At 65.6% G+C, this 15,266-nt stretch carries 7 protein-coding genes; 5 read left to right on the forward strand and 2 right to left on the reverse strand.

The window, feature by feature from the left end; translation table 11 throughout:
- Positions 1-55: 55 nt before the first annotated feature.
- Both FBZ93_RS34060 and malQ read right to left on the reverse strand, forming a co-directional pair.
- Positions 56-1,864 carry a glycoside hydrolase family 15 protein gene (locus tag FBZ93_RS34060; protein WP_146991799.1) on the reverse strand — a complete coding sequence of 603 codons (1,809 nt, stop codon included), beginning with the start codon at positions 1,862-1,864 and terminating at the stop codon, positions 56-58.
- Between the two features lie 18 nt (positions 1,865-1,882).
- Positions 1,883-3,829 carry a 4-alpha-glucanotransferase gene (malQ, locus tag FBZ93_RS34065; RefSeq protein WP_146991800.1) on the reverse strand — a complete coding sequence of 649 codons (1,947 nt, stop codon included), beginning with the start codon at positions 3,827-3,829 and terminating at the stop codon, positions 1,883-1,885.
- Between the two features lie 203 nt (positions 3,830-4,032).
- On the opposite strand from malQ, the gene FBZ93_RS34070 reads away from it, so the two are divergent.
- The 5 genes from FBZ93_RS34070 to treZ are packed head-to-tail and all read left to right on the forward strand — an operon-like array spanning position 4,033 to position 15,266.
- Complete coding sequence (locus tag FBZ93_RS34070) at positions 4,033-5,982, forward strand: alpha-1,4-glucan--maltose-1-phosphate maltosyltransferase (RefSeq protein ID WP_146991801.1); 1,950 nt, start codon at positions 4,033-4,035, stop codon at positions 5,980-5,982.
- A gap of 10 nt (positions 5,983-5,992) precedes the next feature.
- Positions 5,993-9,298 carry a maltose alpha-D-glucosyltransferase gene (gene treS / locus FBZ93_RS34075; protein ID WP_146991802.1) on the forward strand — a complete coding sequence of 1,102 codons (3,306 nt, stop codon included), beginning with the start codon at positions 5,993-5,995 and terminating at the stop codon, positions 9,296-9,298.
- Positions 9,295-11,442: a 1,4-alpha-glucan branching protein GlgB gene (gene glgB / locus FBZ93_RS34080; RefSeq protein WP_146991803.1), complete on the forward strand. Its 2,148-nt coding sequence runs from the start codon at positions 9,295-9,297 to the stop codon at positions 11,440-11,442. Before treS ends, glgB begins: the two co-directional genes overlap by 4 nt.
- A 3-nt stretch (positions 11,443-11,445) precedes the next feature.
- Complete coding sequence (glgX, locus tag FBZ93_RS34085) at positions 11,446-13,518, forward strand: glycogen debranching protein GlgX (RefSeq protein WP_146991804.1); 2,073 nt, start codon at positions 11,446-11,448, stop codon at positions 13,516-13,518.
- Positions 13,515-15,266, forward strand: a complete 1,752-nt coding sequence (gene treZ / locus FBZ93_RS34090; protein ID WP_146991805.1) for a malto-oligosyltrehalose trehalohydrolase — start codon at positions 13,515-13,517, stop codon at positions 15,264-15,266. The genes glgX and treZ overlap by 4 nt, the downstream gene beginning before the upstream one ends.

A 15,266-nucleotide genomic window follows, 5' to 3' on the forward strand; every position in this document is an offset into this window, starting at 1 on the left:
CGGCACCCGCCGGCTCCTTTGCATGGGGTTGTTTTCGATATTTTGACCGCCCGCTTCAGCTCGACCGCTGCACCGCGGGCTTCTCGGTGTCGGCCCTGGCGGCACTGAGATTGTGCGCGGTGTTGATCAGCGCGATATGGGTCAGCGCCTGCGGAAAGTTGCCGGTCTGCCGGCCGGAGCCGGGGTCGAACTCCTCCGCCAGCAGCCCGAGATCGTTGGCGACCGCGACCACGCGGTCGAACATGGTCTGCGCCTTGTCGAGATCTCCCGCCAGCACATGGGCGTCGGCGAGCCACAGGCTGCAGGCCAGGAACGCGCCCTCGATCGGCTGGACTTCACCTGCCGCCTCGCGCGGATCATGGCGCAGCACGAAGCCGTCGCGCATCATGTGCCGATCGACCGCCGCGATGGTGCCGCGGATGCGCGGATCGTCCGGCGGCAGGAAGCCGACCGAAGGCAGTAGCAGCAGACTGGCATCGAGCAGCTTCGAGCCATAACTCTCGACGAAGCTGTTGAGGCTGGGATCGAAGCCCCGCTGACAGACGTCGCCATGGATGGCCTCGCGCAGCACCCGCCACTTGACCAGCGGCGCCTTGAAGCCGAACCGCTCCGCGCTCTTGATGGCGCGGTCGAAGGCGACCCAGCACATCACCTTGGAGAACACATAGTGCCGGGGCACACCGCGGCGCTCCCAGATGCCGTGATCCGGCTGGTCCCAGACCTCGGCGAGATGATTGACGACGGTGCATTCCAGCGACCAGTTCTCCTCGTCGAGCTTCAGCCTCGCCATGCGCGACTGGTGGAAGGCGTCGATCAATTCGCCATAGACGTCGAGTTGCAGCTGTGCATGCGCGGCGTTGCCGACGCGGACCGGCTGCGCCCCCTCATAGCCGGACAGCCATCCGGCCTCCCATTCCAGCAGACGCCGCTGGCCCAGGATGCCGTACATGATCTGCATGTTGGCCGGCGCGCCGGCCGCGGCCCGCAGCAGCCAATTGTGCCAGGCCGCCGCCTCCTCGGTGTAGCCCGAATTCATCAGCGCCAGCAGTGTGAAGGTGGCATCGCGCAGCCAGCAGAACCGGTAGTCCCAGTTGCGCGCGCCGCCGAGCTTTTCCGGCAATGACGTGGTCGCTGCCGCGACGATGCCGCCGGTCGGCCTGAAGGTCAGCGCCTTCAGCGTGATCAGCGAGCGCATCACGAGGTCGCGCTGGACGCTGCCGTCATAGGTCGAACGGCGGCACCAGTCCGTCCAGTAGTCCTCGGTATCCCTCATCGCCGCCTCGGGATCGATCGGCTCCGGCACTGGCTGAAACGATGCTCCGTAGGTCAGCACGAACGGCACGGTGTCGCCCTCGCCGACCTCGAAATCGGCGAGCGTGGTCAGATCCTGGCCGCGGGTCTCGACCGGCGTGCGCAGCACGGTCATGTCCTGCCCGCTGATCGCCAGCAACCCCTCGCCGTCCGGGTTCTTCTTCACCCACGGCACATCGACGCCCAGGCCGAAGCGGATCACCAGCTCCATGTGCATCTTGACGCGGCCGCTGACGCCGCGAACGAGACGGACCACGTCGGAAGCCTTGCCGCGCGGCGGCATGAAGTCGATCAGATCAACCACGCCATCTGCGGTCTCGAACCGGGTCTCCAGGATCAGCGTATCGTCCCGATAGCGGCGCGTGGTCCGCTTGATCTCGCCTTCGGGCGACAGCAGCCAGCGGCCGTTCTTTGAGGTGCCGAGCAGCGCGGCGAAGCAGGCATCGGAATCGAACGCCGGCCAGCACAGCCAGTCGATCGAGCCGTCGCGGCCGACCAGCGCCGCGGTCTCGCAATCGCCGATCAGTCCGTAGTCTTCGATCCGAGAAGCCACTCGCCGTGCTCCGCGTTGTCAGGCATGCGACCGCTCGCGGGTTGCGCGCCTGAGCGCGTCGATGTCGATCGCCGAGGCGAGATGCTCGATCGAGACCGGCAGCCGCCGCTTCCAGTTCGGATGCTCGTAGACGGTGCCGGGGATGTTCGGCTGCTCGACGATGCCGAGCAGGTCCTCCATCGACACCGCCATCATCCGCGATCGCGTCCGCGCCATGAAGCTCACCACCGAATAGAAATCGTTTTGGTGGATGTCGTGCCGGCGCAGCACGTCGTCGAGATGGCCGAGCGCATCCCAGCGCCCCTGGTCCGTCTCGCCGGGATCGATCCCGAGCGCGCGCTTGGTCTTGAGGTCGCTGAACGAGCGCCAGCCTGCATAGGTCGAGAGGTCGTGGGTGTTGAAGGTGACCAGCGCATTCGGCAGATAATAGTCGGCGTTGCGGAACGCGCCCTGGTCGTCGGTCTCGAACATCATCACGAGATAGGACCAGATGCCCCAGCCGTTCATCTGCTCGCGGAAACCAGGCGGCACGGTGCCGAGGTCCTCGCCGATCACGACGCAGCGGCTCGCTGCGCTCTCCTGCGCGGTCGCCGCCAGCAGCGCCTCGAACGGCATCAGCACATAGGCGCCGTTGGCCGGGCCGAAGCCGCGCGGCACGAGATAAAGCCGCTTCAGCCCGAAGGCGTGGTCGAGCCGGATCGCACCGGCGTGATGCATCGAGGCGCGCAGCATCTGCCTGAACGGGTCGAACGAGCGCTGCTCGAGGCCCGCGGCGTTGAAGCCGGCAAGTCCCCAGTCCTGGCCCGCGGTGTTGAGCGGGTCCGGCGGCGCGCCGACGCCGAGATGGCGCGAGATCGCGACCTGCTCATTCCAGGCGTCGAAACCGTCCGACTGCACGCCGACAGCGACGTCGAGATAAAGTCCGACCCGCATGCCGAGCTTGTGCGCGAGTGCCTGGCAGGCACCGAGCTGACGGTCCGCCGTCCATTGCACGAATTCGACGAACTCGACCTCGGCGGCGGTGTCGCGCGCCCGGTGCAATTTCGCGCAGGCCGCATCGTCGGGCTGCCGCCATTCATCCGGCCATTCCCACCACGGCGTGTTGAACTTGTGCCGCATCACCTCGAAGCAGGCGAAGCGCGACAGCAACGTGCCCTGCTCTTTGCGATAGGCCTCGAAATCCTGCCAGCGGCCGAGGCCGGGATTGGCCTTGAAGGCCGCGAAGGCCGCGCGCAGCGCCGGCCATTTCAGCGCCGCAACGCCAACATAGTCGACCATGTCGTTGCTGCGCAGATGCGCAAGCGCGGCCTGCGTCGCCGCATCGACGCGGAACTCGGGAATCTTCTCGACGTCGATATAGAGCGCGTTGAGGAACAGCCGGCTGTTCGGCGAATACGGACTGCAATCGCCGGGCCGATCGTCGAAGAGTGCATGCAGCGGATTGAGCCCGACGCCGTCGGCGCCGAGCCGATGCGCGAAGTCGAGCAAGCCCTCCAGATCGGTGAAGTCGCCGATGCCCCAGTTGCGCGCGGACCGCACGCCGTAGAGCTGGACCGCGATCACCCAGCAGCGGTCGAACGCGCCGCCGAACGCGCCGTCCGGCGCCACCAACAGGGGCAGTTCCTCGCTGCCGGATGCGTCCTTGAGCTGCAACCGGTGCACGCCTTCGGGCAGGCCGGCCGGCCACGTCACGTTCCGCGCATGCGCCTCGCCCTGCGCAAGCACCGCGGCGCCATCGGTGAGCTTCCATTGCACCGGAAGCTGGGCTGCTTCCGAGAGCTGCGTTTGCCCGCCATGGCCGCCTCTGACGACCACGGGATCGATGACGATCCGCCGCGGGGTGTGGGGCGGCAGCGCGGCGAGGATCGTCGTCAGCGCCTCGGGGGTTGTCACACGGCGGTGACCGCTACCATCGATATACTCGGTCTGGATTCCCAGGGTCTGGGCTTTGGCGTAAAGGTCCATTCGGCACGCTGCCTGCTCGCAACGGTATTGGGATCGTTGCTAAATTGTACAGATACGGGAAAGGGATAGTTGATGTTCAACGCTCTACCCTATCCGGCGTTCCCACCGGGAACCATTGCCCGGCGAGCGGCTTTCTATATGGGTCTGGCGCGCCTCCTTCCCGGCGCCAGGACGTCATTTGCAGTTTCAATGGCGGCATCACCGTGAACAAAACCCTCCGGCCTGTCGAGAGTGCCCATGGCACTTTTCATATCACCGATGTCTATCCGTCGGTTGATGGCGGCCGCTTTCCGGTCAAGCGCATCGCGGGCGAACCGGTCGAGGTGTGGGCCGACATCTACCGGGACGGACATGATGTGATATCAGCGGCATTGGTGTGGCGGCGCGAAGGCGACGACGCGTGGCAATCCGCGCCAATGACGCTGCACAGCAATGACCGCTGGGGCGGCGCCTTCGTGCCCGACCGGCCCGGCCGCTACAGCTTCGCGATCGAAGCCTGGACCGATGACTTCGCCAGCTGGCGGCATCGCTTCGAGCAGAAGCAGCGCGACGGCGGCGATCACGCGCTGGACGCGCTCGAAGGCGCCGGCCTGCTGACCCAGGCGCAGGCCGGAGGGCTTGCCGCGGCTGCCGTCATCATCAGGCAGTGCGAGATCTTTCTACAGAGCGGCGAGCCGGGCGCGCTGCTGGCGCCCGAATTGCGCGAGGCGATGGCCGGCAGCCAGTTTCGCGGCGACCTGATGCGGTCACCGCTCTATCCCCTGACCGCCGACCGTCCGCGGGCGCGCAGCGGCGCCTGGTACCAGATGTTTCCGCGCAGTCAGGGCCGGACACCAGGCGCGCACGCGACCTTCAACGATTGCATCGCGCGGCTTCCCGATATCGCCGCGATGGGCTTTGACGTCGTGCTGCTGGCGCCGATCCACCCGATCGGGCGGACACATCGCAAGGGCCGCAATAACGCCGCCATCGCGCATGCCGGCGATCCCGGGAGCCCGTATGCGATCGGCGCGGCCGAGGGCGGCCACGATGCCGTGCATCCACAGCTCGGCACGCTCGACGATTTTCGTGCCTTCGTGGCGGCATGCCAGGCGCACGGCATGGAGGTCGCGCTCGATTTCGCCGTGCAGTGCTCGCCCGATCATCCCTGGCTGACCGAGCATCCACAGTGGTTCAAGCGGCGCCCGGACGGCTCGATGCGCGCAGCCGAACATCCGCCGCAACGCTGGGATGACGTCGTCAATCCGGATTTCGGATCCGAGGATGCCGCTGCACTGTGGCGCGCGCTGCGCGATGTCGTGCTGTTCTGGGTCGAGCAGGGCGTCAAGATCTTCCGGGTCGACAACCCACACACCAAGCCGTTGGCATTCTGGGAATGGCTGATCCGCGAGGTGCAGGATCGCGATGCCGAGGTGCTGTTCGTGTCCGAGGCTTTCGCGCGGCCGAAACTGATGAAGGGTCTCGCCAAGCTCGGCTTCACGCAATCCTATACATACTTCACCTGGCGCACGCAGCGCGCCGAGCTCGAACAGTATCTCGGCGAGTTGACCTCGTATCCCGAGCGTGACTTCTTTCGGCCGAATTTCTTCGTCAACACACCGGACATCCTGCCCTTCCACCTGCAAAGCGGCGAATCCTGGATGTTCAAGTCGCGTCTCGCGCTAGCCGCGACGCTTTCAAGCAGCTATGGCATCTATAGCGGCTTCGAGCTGCGCGAGCACGCGCCGGTGCCCGGCCGCGAGGAATACCTCAACTCCGAGAAGTACGAGATCAGGGTGCGCGACTGGGACGAGCACGGGAACATCAAGCCCTATATCGCAACGCTCAACCGGATCAGGCGCGGCAATCCGGCCCTGCAACAATTCGCCGATTTGCGCTTTATCAATGTCGATGACGGCGGCGTGATCGGCTTCGTCAAGGAGGCGGCCGATCAGGGCAATGTGATCGCGGCCGCGATTGCATTGTCGTCGGAGCCGCGCGAGGTCTGGCTTCCGCTCGGCGACGTCATGGTCGGCCGCGGCGATGCCCGCCGCCCCGTCACGGAACTGGAAGACCTTGTCACCGGCGAGCGCCACGCGCTCGAATGGGGAGGCATCCGCCTGCGTCTCGATCCTGCGCGCGATCCCGCGTTGCTGTTGCGCTGTGTCGCCTGAAGGAGCCGTCATGAACGTATTCTCCTCCGTCAATACCGAGGCGAAGGTCGCGCCCGAGACCACCGACCAGCTGTGGTACAAGGACGCGATCATCTACCAGCTGCACGTCAAGGCGTTTGCCGACAGCAACAATGACGGCATCGGCGACTTCGCGGGGCTGACGGAGAAGCTCGGCTATCTGCAGGAGCTCGGCGTCACCGCGCTGTGGCTGTTGCCGTTCTATCCCTCGCCGGGCCGCGACGACGGCTACGACATCGGCGACTACGGCGACATCAATCCCGATTTCGGGACGATGAAGGACTTCAAGCGCTTCATCCAGGAAGCCAAGAAGCGCGGCCTGCGCGTCATCACCGAACTCGTCGTCAACCACACCTCGGACCAGCATGCCTGGTTCAAGCGCGCGCGCCGCAGCCCGCCGAATTCGAGCGCGCGCAGCTGGTACGTCTGGAGCGATACCGACCAGAAATACCTCGATACGAGGATCATCTTCACCGACACGGAAAAGTCGAACTGGACTTGGGATCCGGAAGCCGGCCAATTCTACTGGCACCGCTTCTTCTCGCACCAGCCGGATCTGAACTTCGACAATCCGCGCGTGGTGCGCGCCATCGTGCAGGTGATGAAGCGCTGGCTCGACACCGGCGTCGACGGCTTCCGGCTCGACGCCATTCCCTATCTATGCGAGCGCGACGGCACCAACAACGAGAACCTGCCGGAGACGCATGCCATCATCAAGCGGCTGCGCCAGGAGCTCGACGCCTATGCCAAGGGCAAGATCCTTTTGGCCGAGGCCAATCAATGGCCGGAGGACGTGCAGGAATATTTCGGCCATGGCGACGAATGCCACATGGCCTATCACTTCCCGCTGATGCCGCGCATCTACATGGCGATCGCCCAGGAAGATCGCTTTCCGATCACCGACATCCTGCGGCAGACGCCCGACATCCCGTCGGCCTGCCAATGGGCGCTGTTCCTGCGCAATCACGACGAGCTGACGCTGGAAATGGTCACCGACGTCGAGCGCGACTATCTGTGGTCGACCTACGCCAACGACCCGCGCGCCCGCATCAATGTCGGCATCCGCCGCCGCCTTGCGCCGCTGATGGACAATGACCGGCGCAAGATCGAGCTGATGAACTCGCTGCTGCTGTCGTTCCCCGGCACGCCGATCGTTTACTACGGCGACGAGATCGGCATGGGCGACAACATCTATCTGGGCGACCGCAACGGGGTGCGGACGCCGATGCAATGGTCGCCGGACCGCAACGGCGGCTTCTCGCGCGCCGACCCGGCGCGGCTCTACGCGCCGATGATCATGGACCCGGTCTACGGTTACGAGGCCGTCAATGTCGAGGCGCAGTCGCGCAGCCTGTCGTCGCTGTTGTCCGCGACCAAGCGCCTGATCGCGGTGCGCAAGTCGACGCTGGCGTTCGGGCGCGGCACCATGACCTTCATCCGCCCCGAGAACCGCTCGGTGCTGGCCTATGTCAGGCAGTATCAGGGCGAGGTCATCCTGTGCGTCGCCAACCTGTCGCGCTCGGCGCAGGCGACCGAGCTCGACCTTTCCGCCTTCAAGGACCGCATCCCGCTCGAAATGCTCGGGCGCACGCGCTTCCCCGCGATCGGCGAATTGCCCTACATGATCACGCTGGCGCCCTACGGCTTCTACTGGTTCCAGTTGCAGGAGCGCGACAAGTCCGAGCCGGTGAAGCCGCGGGCGGTGCCGGAATTCGAGACCCTGGTGGTGCCGCTCAATTCGACCTGGACGTCGCTGGCGCGTGAGCGCGGCGTGTTCGAGCACGACGTGCTGCCCGGTCATCTCGCGCGCACGCGCTGGTACCCGGAGCATTCCGCCAAGGCGATCCAGCCGTCGCTGGTGTCCGCGATCCCGTTCTGCGACATCGGCGACAACCGGCCCTGGCTGATTTTCTTCGAAACCACCGAGCGCGGCAACACCAGCCGCTACGTGCTGCCGATGCAGATCGAGTGGGTGCGCTTCGACCGCGAGCGCTACAACCCGCGCGCGTTCGCCGCCGTCCGTCAGGGCGCGCGCGAAGGCACGCTGCTCGATGTCGCCACCGACCAGATCTTCACCGGCCTGTTCCTGCGAAACTTGCGGGAAAACCTCACGGTCAACGAGGGCGAGCAAGGCCTGAAGCTCGAATTCCGGCCGACCAGCCGCTTCTCCGACCGCCCGGTGCGGCAGCCCGAGCGCATCCGCGTCTTCGAGAACGATCAGCCGCATTCGACCGCGCTGGTCGACAACGAGTATGTCACCAAGATCTATCGGAAGCTCGAGGTCGGCATCAATCCGGAAATCGAGATGGGCCGCTTCCTCACCGAAGTGGTCAATTTCCCCAACACGCCCGCGTTGCTCGGCACCTCGGAACTGGTGGACGGCGACAATCGCAGCGCGATCGCGGTGCTGCACGCCATGGTGGTCAACCAGGGTGACCTCTGGAATGTCGGTGCATCGCACCTTGACCGCCTCGTGGAGCGGCAGCGCCTGCTGGCGGCGAGCGAACATCCGGAGGAGAACGGCGATCACGCCACCTATCTGCGTCACCTGTCACATGGCGGAAAGCGTCTCGCCGAGCTGCACGTCGCGCTCGCCAGCAACCGCGACCTGCCGGACTTCGCGCCCGAGCCGACCAGGCCCGAGGATCTGCAACGCTGGAACGACGAGATCATGGCGCGCGCCGAGCGCGTGTTCGACACGCTGAAGCAACGGCGCGGCTCCCTGAAGGAGGCCGACCGGCTGCTGGCCGATCAGTTGCAGGCCCAGCACGACATGCTGCCGGAGCGGCTGAAGACGCTGCTGCCGCGCGAGAGCGACGGGTTCAACATCCGCCATCATGGCGATCTGCATCTCGGCCAGCTGCTGGTGGTCAAGGACGACGTCTTCATCATCGATTTCGACGGTGGGCCGGGCCGCACCATCGCCGAGCGGCGCCGCAAGGCGCCGGCGGCACGCGATGTCGCCGGCCTGATCCGCTCGATCGACTATGCGGCCACCGCGGCGCTGGAACGCGCGCTCAAGGTTTCGCCCGACGAGAGCGGCAGGTTGAGCCTTGCTTTGGCCGAATGGCGCGAACAGGCCACGGACGCCCTCCTGGCCGCCTATCGCGAGACCATCGCCGGACAACGCCTGTGGCCCACCGACGCCCGAGCGGCCGATCGCCTGCTCAGCTTTTTCCTGCTTGAGAAAGCCTTCTACGAGATCGAGTATGAGCTGGCCAACCGGCCGGATTGGCTGCGGGTGCCGCTGACCGGCCTGTTAAGGATTTTGGCGCAACAGCCGCATGAGGTTGCATGAGCAAACTGCCCGCCGAGGCCTATGCCATCATCGAGGGCCGCCACTCCGATCCGTTCCACTATCTCGGGCTCCATACCGAGGGGGATCGCAACGTGGTGCGCGCCTTCCTGCCCGATGCCGCCAATGTCGAGGCGATCGGCGAGCATGGCGAGACGGCGCCGCTGGCGCGGATCCACGACGCCGGTCTGTTTGCAGGTCCGCTGCCGAACGGCTCGACGCGCTACCAGCTCCGCGCCCGGTTCGGCGACAATGTCGTCGAACTGGAGGACGCCTACCGCTTTCCGCCGATCCTGAGCGATTTCGATCTCTATCTGCTCGGCGAAGGCACCCATCAGCGGGTGTACGATACGCTAGGTGCGCATCCGATGACGCTCGACGGCGTCGACGGCATCGGCTTCGTGGTGCTGGCGCCGAACGCGCGGCGGGTCAGCGTGGTCGGCGACTTCAATTTCTGGGACGGACGGCGGCATCCGATGCGGGTGCGCGGCCCGGGCTATTGGGAGCTGTTCATCCCGCGGGCGCGGGTCGGCGATCATTACAAGTTCGAGATCATCGGGCGCAACGGCCAGCATCTGCCGCTGAAGTCCGATCCGCTGGCGTTCGCCGCCGAGGTGCGTCCGAAGACCGCCTCGATCGTGATCGATGAGCGCAGGATCCCGCACCCGCGCCCGGCGCCCGATCGCGTCAACGCGCTGAGCTCGCCGATGTCGATCTACGAGGTCCATCTCGGCTCGTGGCGGCGCAAGGGCCGCAATGAGTGGCTGACCTATCGCGAGATGGCGGAGCAGCTGCCGGCCTATGCCAGCGACATGGGTTTTACCCATGTCGAATTCCTGCCCATATCAGAGCATCCGTTCGACGGCTCCTGGGGCTACCAGCCGACCGGCATGTTCGCCCCGACCAGCCGGTTCGGATCGCCCGACGATTTCGCGGCGCTGATCGACGCCTGCCACGGCGCCGGCCTCGCCGTGCTGCTCGACTGGGTCCCCGGACATTTCCCCGACGATCCGCATGGCCTCGGTAATTTCGACGGCACCGCGCTCTACGAGCACTCCAATCCGCTGCAGGGCCGGCACCTCGATTGGGGCACGCTGATCTACAATTACGGGCGTACCGAGGTCACCAACTTCCTGGTGTCGAACGCACTGTTCTGGCTCGATCGCTACGGCATCGACGGGCTGCGCGTCGATGCCGTCGCCTCGATGCTCTATCTCGACTACAGCCGTCCCGCGGGCGGCTGGATTCCGAACAAATATGGCGGCCGCGAAAACATCGAGGCGATCGACTTCCTGCGCCGCTTCAACACCGAGCTGTTCGCGCATTTCCCGCAGGCAACGACCGCCGCGGAGGAATCCACCGCATGGCCGCAGGTGTCGCGTCCGGTCGAATATGGCGGGCTCGGCTTCGGCTACAAGTGGAACATGGGCTGGATGCACGACACGCTGAAATACATCGGCAAGGATCCCATCCACCGCAAATACCATCACGGCGACATCCTGTTCGGCCTGCACTACGCCTTCTCGGAGAACTTCATCCTGCCGCTGTCCCACGACGAGGTCGTGCACGGCAAGCGCTCGATCCTCGGCCGCATGCCCGGTGACGACTGGCAGCGCTTTGCCAATTTGCGCGCCTATTACAGCTTCATGTTCGGCCACCCCGGCAAGAAGCTGATGTTCATGGGCTGCGAGTTCGGCCAGGAGCGCGAGTGGAATCACGACTACTCGATCGACTGGCATCTGCTGCAACAACCGCGGCACAGTGGCATCCAGAACCTGGTCCGCGACCTCAATCGTCTCTATCGCGCGCTGCCGGCGCTGCATGAGCTAGACTGCGACCAGGCCGGCTTCGAATGGGTCGTCACGGACGATGCCAACAACAACGTGTTCGCCTGGATCCGCAAGGGCAATGATGCGCGCGCCCGCTGCCTCGTGATCACGAACTTCTCGCCCAACGTCTATCGCAACTATCGCGTCCGCGTGCCGTTCGCGGGCAAGTGGCACGAGGTGTTCAACTCGGATTCCGCGCATTACGGCGGCACCAATGTCGGCAACATCGGCGAAGTGCGCGCCTCGGAAGACGCCACGCCGGAACTGAGCCTGACCATCCCGCCGCTGGCTGCGATCTTCCTCGTACCGGAAAGCTGATTCATGCGACTGACCGGGGGAACCTCCGCACGGCTCGGTGCAAGCTGGGACGGCAGAGGCACCAATTTTGCGTTGTTCTCGGCCAATGCGGAGAAGGTGGAGCTGTGCCTGTTCGACGGCCAGGGCCGCCGCGAGCTTGAGCGGATCGAGATGCCGGAGCGCACCGAGGACGTCTGGCACTGCTATCTCAACGACGTCTCGCCGGGCCAGCTTTACGGCTACCGCGTCTACGGGCCCTACGCGCCGGAGCGCGGCCACCGCTTCAACGCCAACAAGCTGTTGCTCGATCCCTACGCCAAGCGGCTCGCCGGCCGGCTGGTGTGGAGCGACGCCCATTTCGCCTATCGCACCGGCAGCGCGCGCGAGGACCTCTCCTTTGACCGGCGCGACAATGCCCGCGGCATGCCGAAGGCTGTCGTGGTCGACGAGACCTTCAACTGGGGCCGCCGCGAGATCCGGCCGCATATTCCTTGGGCCGACACCATCATCTACGAGGCCCACGTCAAGGGCCTGACGCAGAAGCGCGAGGACGTGCCGCCGAATTTGCGCGGCACCTATGGTGGCCTGTCGTCGCCGGCGATGATCGACCACCTCAAGCGGCTCGGCGTCACCACCATCGAGCTGTTGCCGATCCACGGCTTGATCGACGACCGCGTGCTGGTCGAGAAGAAGCTCTCCAATTACTGGGGCTACAACACCATCGCGTTCTTCGCGCCGGAGGCGCGCTACGCCCAGGACAATGCGCTGGACTCGTTTCGTACAACAGTCGCACGGCTGCACGATGCCGGCATCGAGGTGCTGCTCGACGTCGTCTACAACCACACCGCCGAGGGCAACCATATGGGCCCGACGCTGTGCTTCCGCGGCATCGACAACGCCTCCTACTATTGGCTGAACCGCGAGAACCCGCGCTTCTATGACGACTTCACCGGCTGCGGCAGCTCGGTCAACCTCACCCATCCGCGCGTGCTGCAGATGGTGATGGATTCGTTGCGCTACTGGGTCGAGGTCTGCCATGTCGACGGTTTCCGCTTCGATCTCGCCACCACCCTGGCGCGTGGGCCGAACGGGTTCGATCGCAACCATCCCTTCCTCACCGCGATCCGCCAGGACCCGGTGCTGGCGACCGCCAAGATGGTGGCCGAGCCCTGGGACCTCGGCCTCGGCGGTTACCAGGTCGGCGCGTTTCCGTCGCAATGGTCGGAGTGGAATGACCGCTATCGCAGCGCGATGCGGCGCTATTGGAGCGGCGAAGGCAGCCTGATCGGCGACATCTCCGGCCGCATGACCGCCTCCTCGGATCTGTTTCATCACGACAACCGCGCGACCCGCGCCAGCGTCAATCACATCACCGTGCATGACGGCTTCACGCTCGCCGACCTCTTCAGTTACAACGAGAAGCACAACGAGGCCAATGGCGAAGACAATCGCGACGGCTCCAACGACAATCACAGCAACAATTGCGGCCACGAAGGCCCGACCGACGATCCCACGATCATCGCGCTGCGCCGGCAGCTCAGGAAGAACGCGCTGGCCTGCCTGCTGCTCGCACAGGGCACGCCGCTGATCCTCGCCGGCGACGAGGTCGCCAACACGCAAGGAGGCAACAACAACGCCTATTGCCAAGACAATGAGACCGGCTGGATCGGCTGGGACAACCTCGGCACCGACGATGACGCCATTGATTTCATCGGCCATCTCACCGCGCTGCGCCAGCGCTTCGGGCAGATCCGCTGCCAGAGCTGGCTCGACGGCCGCCGCACCGATGGCAGCTATGGCGTGCTCTGGCTGACGCCGGCAGCGGAGGAGATGAAGGAATCCGACTGGAAATTCCCCGAGAGCCGGTTCCTCGCCTACGTGCTGGGGCCGATGGAACAAGGGCAGGCGCCGATCTTTATCGTGCTCAATGCCGCGCCGCAGGAGATCGTATTCAGGATGCCGAGGATGGCGGAATACAATAGCTGGCAGCAGGTCTTGAACACGACCAAGGCGGAGCAGACAGGCGAGTTCATCGTATCCGGCGCTGACGCCACCGCACCGCCGCGTTCGGTGCTGGCATTTGCAGGCTCCGCATGAGCGCGCAGCATTTCGGACCCGAACTCACCGCTGATGGCGCGCGCTTCCGGCTCTGGGCGCCGGCGGCGAAGCGCGTCGACCTTCTGCTCGATAAGCCACATCCACTCACGCGCGATGCGGCCGGCTGGTACGTCGCCGAAATCCCGGGCGCACGCGCCGGTACACGTTACAAATTCCGCATCGATGACGACGTCGACGTCCCCGACCCTGCCTCCGCCTTCCAGCCGGATGACGTGTTCGGCCCGAGCGAGGTGATCGATCACACCGCCTTCAAATGGCGCGCGGCGGACTGGCGTGGACGTCCCTGGCATGAGGCCGTGATTCTCGAGGCCCATGTCGGCACCTTCACGCCGGAGGGCACCTATCGCGCCATGATCGACAAGCTCGATCATCTGGTGGCAACCGGCATCACCGCGCTCGAACTGATGCCGCTGGCGGATTTCGCCGGCCGCCGCAACTGGGGCTATGACGGCGTGCTGTGGTACGCGCCCGACGGCGCCTACGGCCGGCCCGAAGACCTCAAGACCCTGATCGACGAGGCGCATCTGCGCGGGCTGATGGTGATGCTCGACGTGGTCTACAACCATTTCGGCCCCGAGGGGAATTATCTCGGCCGCTATGCGCCCGCCTTCTTCAGCGACGCGCACACGCCGTGGGGCAGCGCGATCGACTACCGCGTGCCCGAGGTGCGTGCGTTCGCGATCGGCAGCGTGGTGTCCTGGCTGCGCGACTATCGCTTCGACGGGTTGCGGTTCGACGCGGTCAACACCATCGTCGAAGCCGGCGAGGTCTCCATCCTGCACGACTTCAGCAAGGCCGCAGGCCAGCTCGCCACCGAGACCGGCCGGCAGATCAACCTCGTGCTCGAGAACGGCGACAACATCGCAAGCCTGCTCGATGCCGCCGAGGACCCGCCGCATGGCAAATTCCGCGGCCAGTGGAACGACGATTATCACCACGCCTGGCACGTGCTGCTGACCGGAGAAAAGCAGGGCTACTACGGTGACTACCGGGCGCCGAAGCAGGACCTCGCGCGCGCGCTGTCGTCGGGCTACATCTACCAGGGCGAAATCTCGGAGTTCTGGGGCGGCAAGGCCCGCGGCGAGCCGAGCGGCACGCTGCCGCCGATCTGCTTCATCAACTTCCTGCAAAATCACGACCAGATCGGCAACCGGCCGCTCGGCGACCGGCTCGAGAGCATCGCAAAGCCTGCGGCGATCGAGGCCGCGCTGGCGGTGACGCTGATCGCGCCGAACACGCCGATGCTGTTCATGGGCGAGGAATGGGGCGCGACGACGCCGTTCCCGTTCTTCTGCGATTTCAAGGGCGACCTCGCCAACGCGGTCCGCGCCGGACGGCGGCGCGAGTTCGCCTGGGCCTACGCCAAATATGGCGACGACATTCCCGACCCGCTCGCCGAGGAGACGGTGCGGTCGGCCGTGCTCGACTGGGCGGCGCTCGGCGACGATCCGGCGCGTACACGGTTGGCACTGGTGCGCAACCTGCTCGCCGTGCGGCGGCGCGAGATCACGCCGCGGCTGACCGGGGCGCGCTTCGGCGGCGACCGTGTCACGGGCGATCTCTTAAGCGCGCATTGGCAGATGGGCGACGGCCGTACGCTGTGGCTGACGGCCAATCTGTCGGATCGGGATATCGGCGGCGTGACGGAACCGAAGGGAACTGCGATCTGGGGCGGCGCGTTGTCGGGCGACCTCCCCGGCTGGGCGGTGCGCTGGCACATCGGATAG

The sequence above is a fragment of the Bradyrhizobium macuxiense genome (assembly GCF_007993935.1).
In the GTDB taxonomy this organism is placed as follows: Bacteria; Pseudomonadota; Alphaproteobacteria; order Rhizobiales; family Xanthobacteraceae; genus Bradyrhizobium; species Bradyrhizobium macuxiense_A.

Excerpts from the sequence above, each read along its gene's own strand:
- treZ (WP_146991805.1), top strand. The coding sequence starts at position 13,515 with ATGAGCGCGCAGCATTTCGGACCCGAACTCACCGCTGATGGCGCGCGC.
- malQ (WP_146991800.1), bottom strand. The coding sequence starts at position 3,829 with ATGGACCTTTACGCCAAAGCCCAGACCCTGGGAATCCAGACCGAGTAT.
- treS (WP_146991802.1), top strand. The coding sequence starts at position 5,993 with ATGAACGTATTCTCCTCCGTCAATACCGAGGCGAAGGTCGCGCCCGAG.
- glgX (WP_146991804.1), top strand. The coding sequence starts at position 11,446 with ATGCGACTGACCGGGGGAACCTCCGCACGGCTCGGTGCAAGCTGGGAC.
- glgB (WP_146991803.1), top strand. The coding sequence starts at position 9,295 with ATGAGCAAACTGCCCGCCGAGGCCTATGCCATCATCGAGGGCCGCCAC.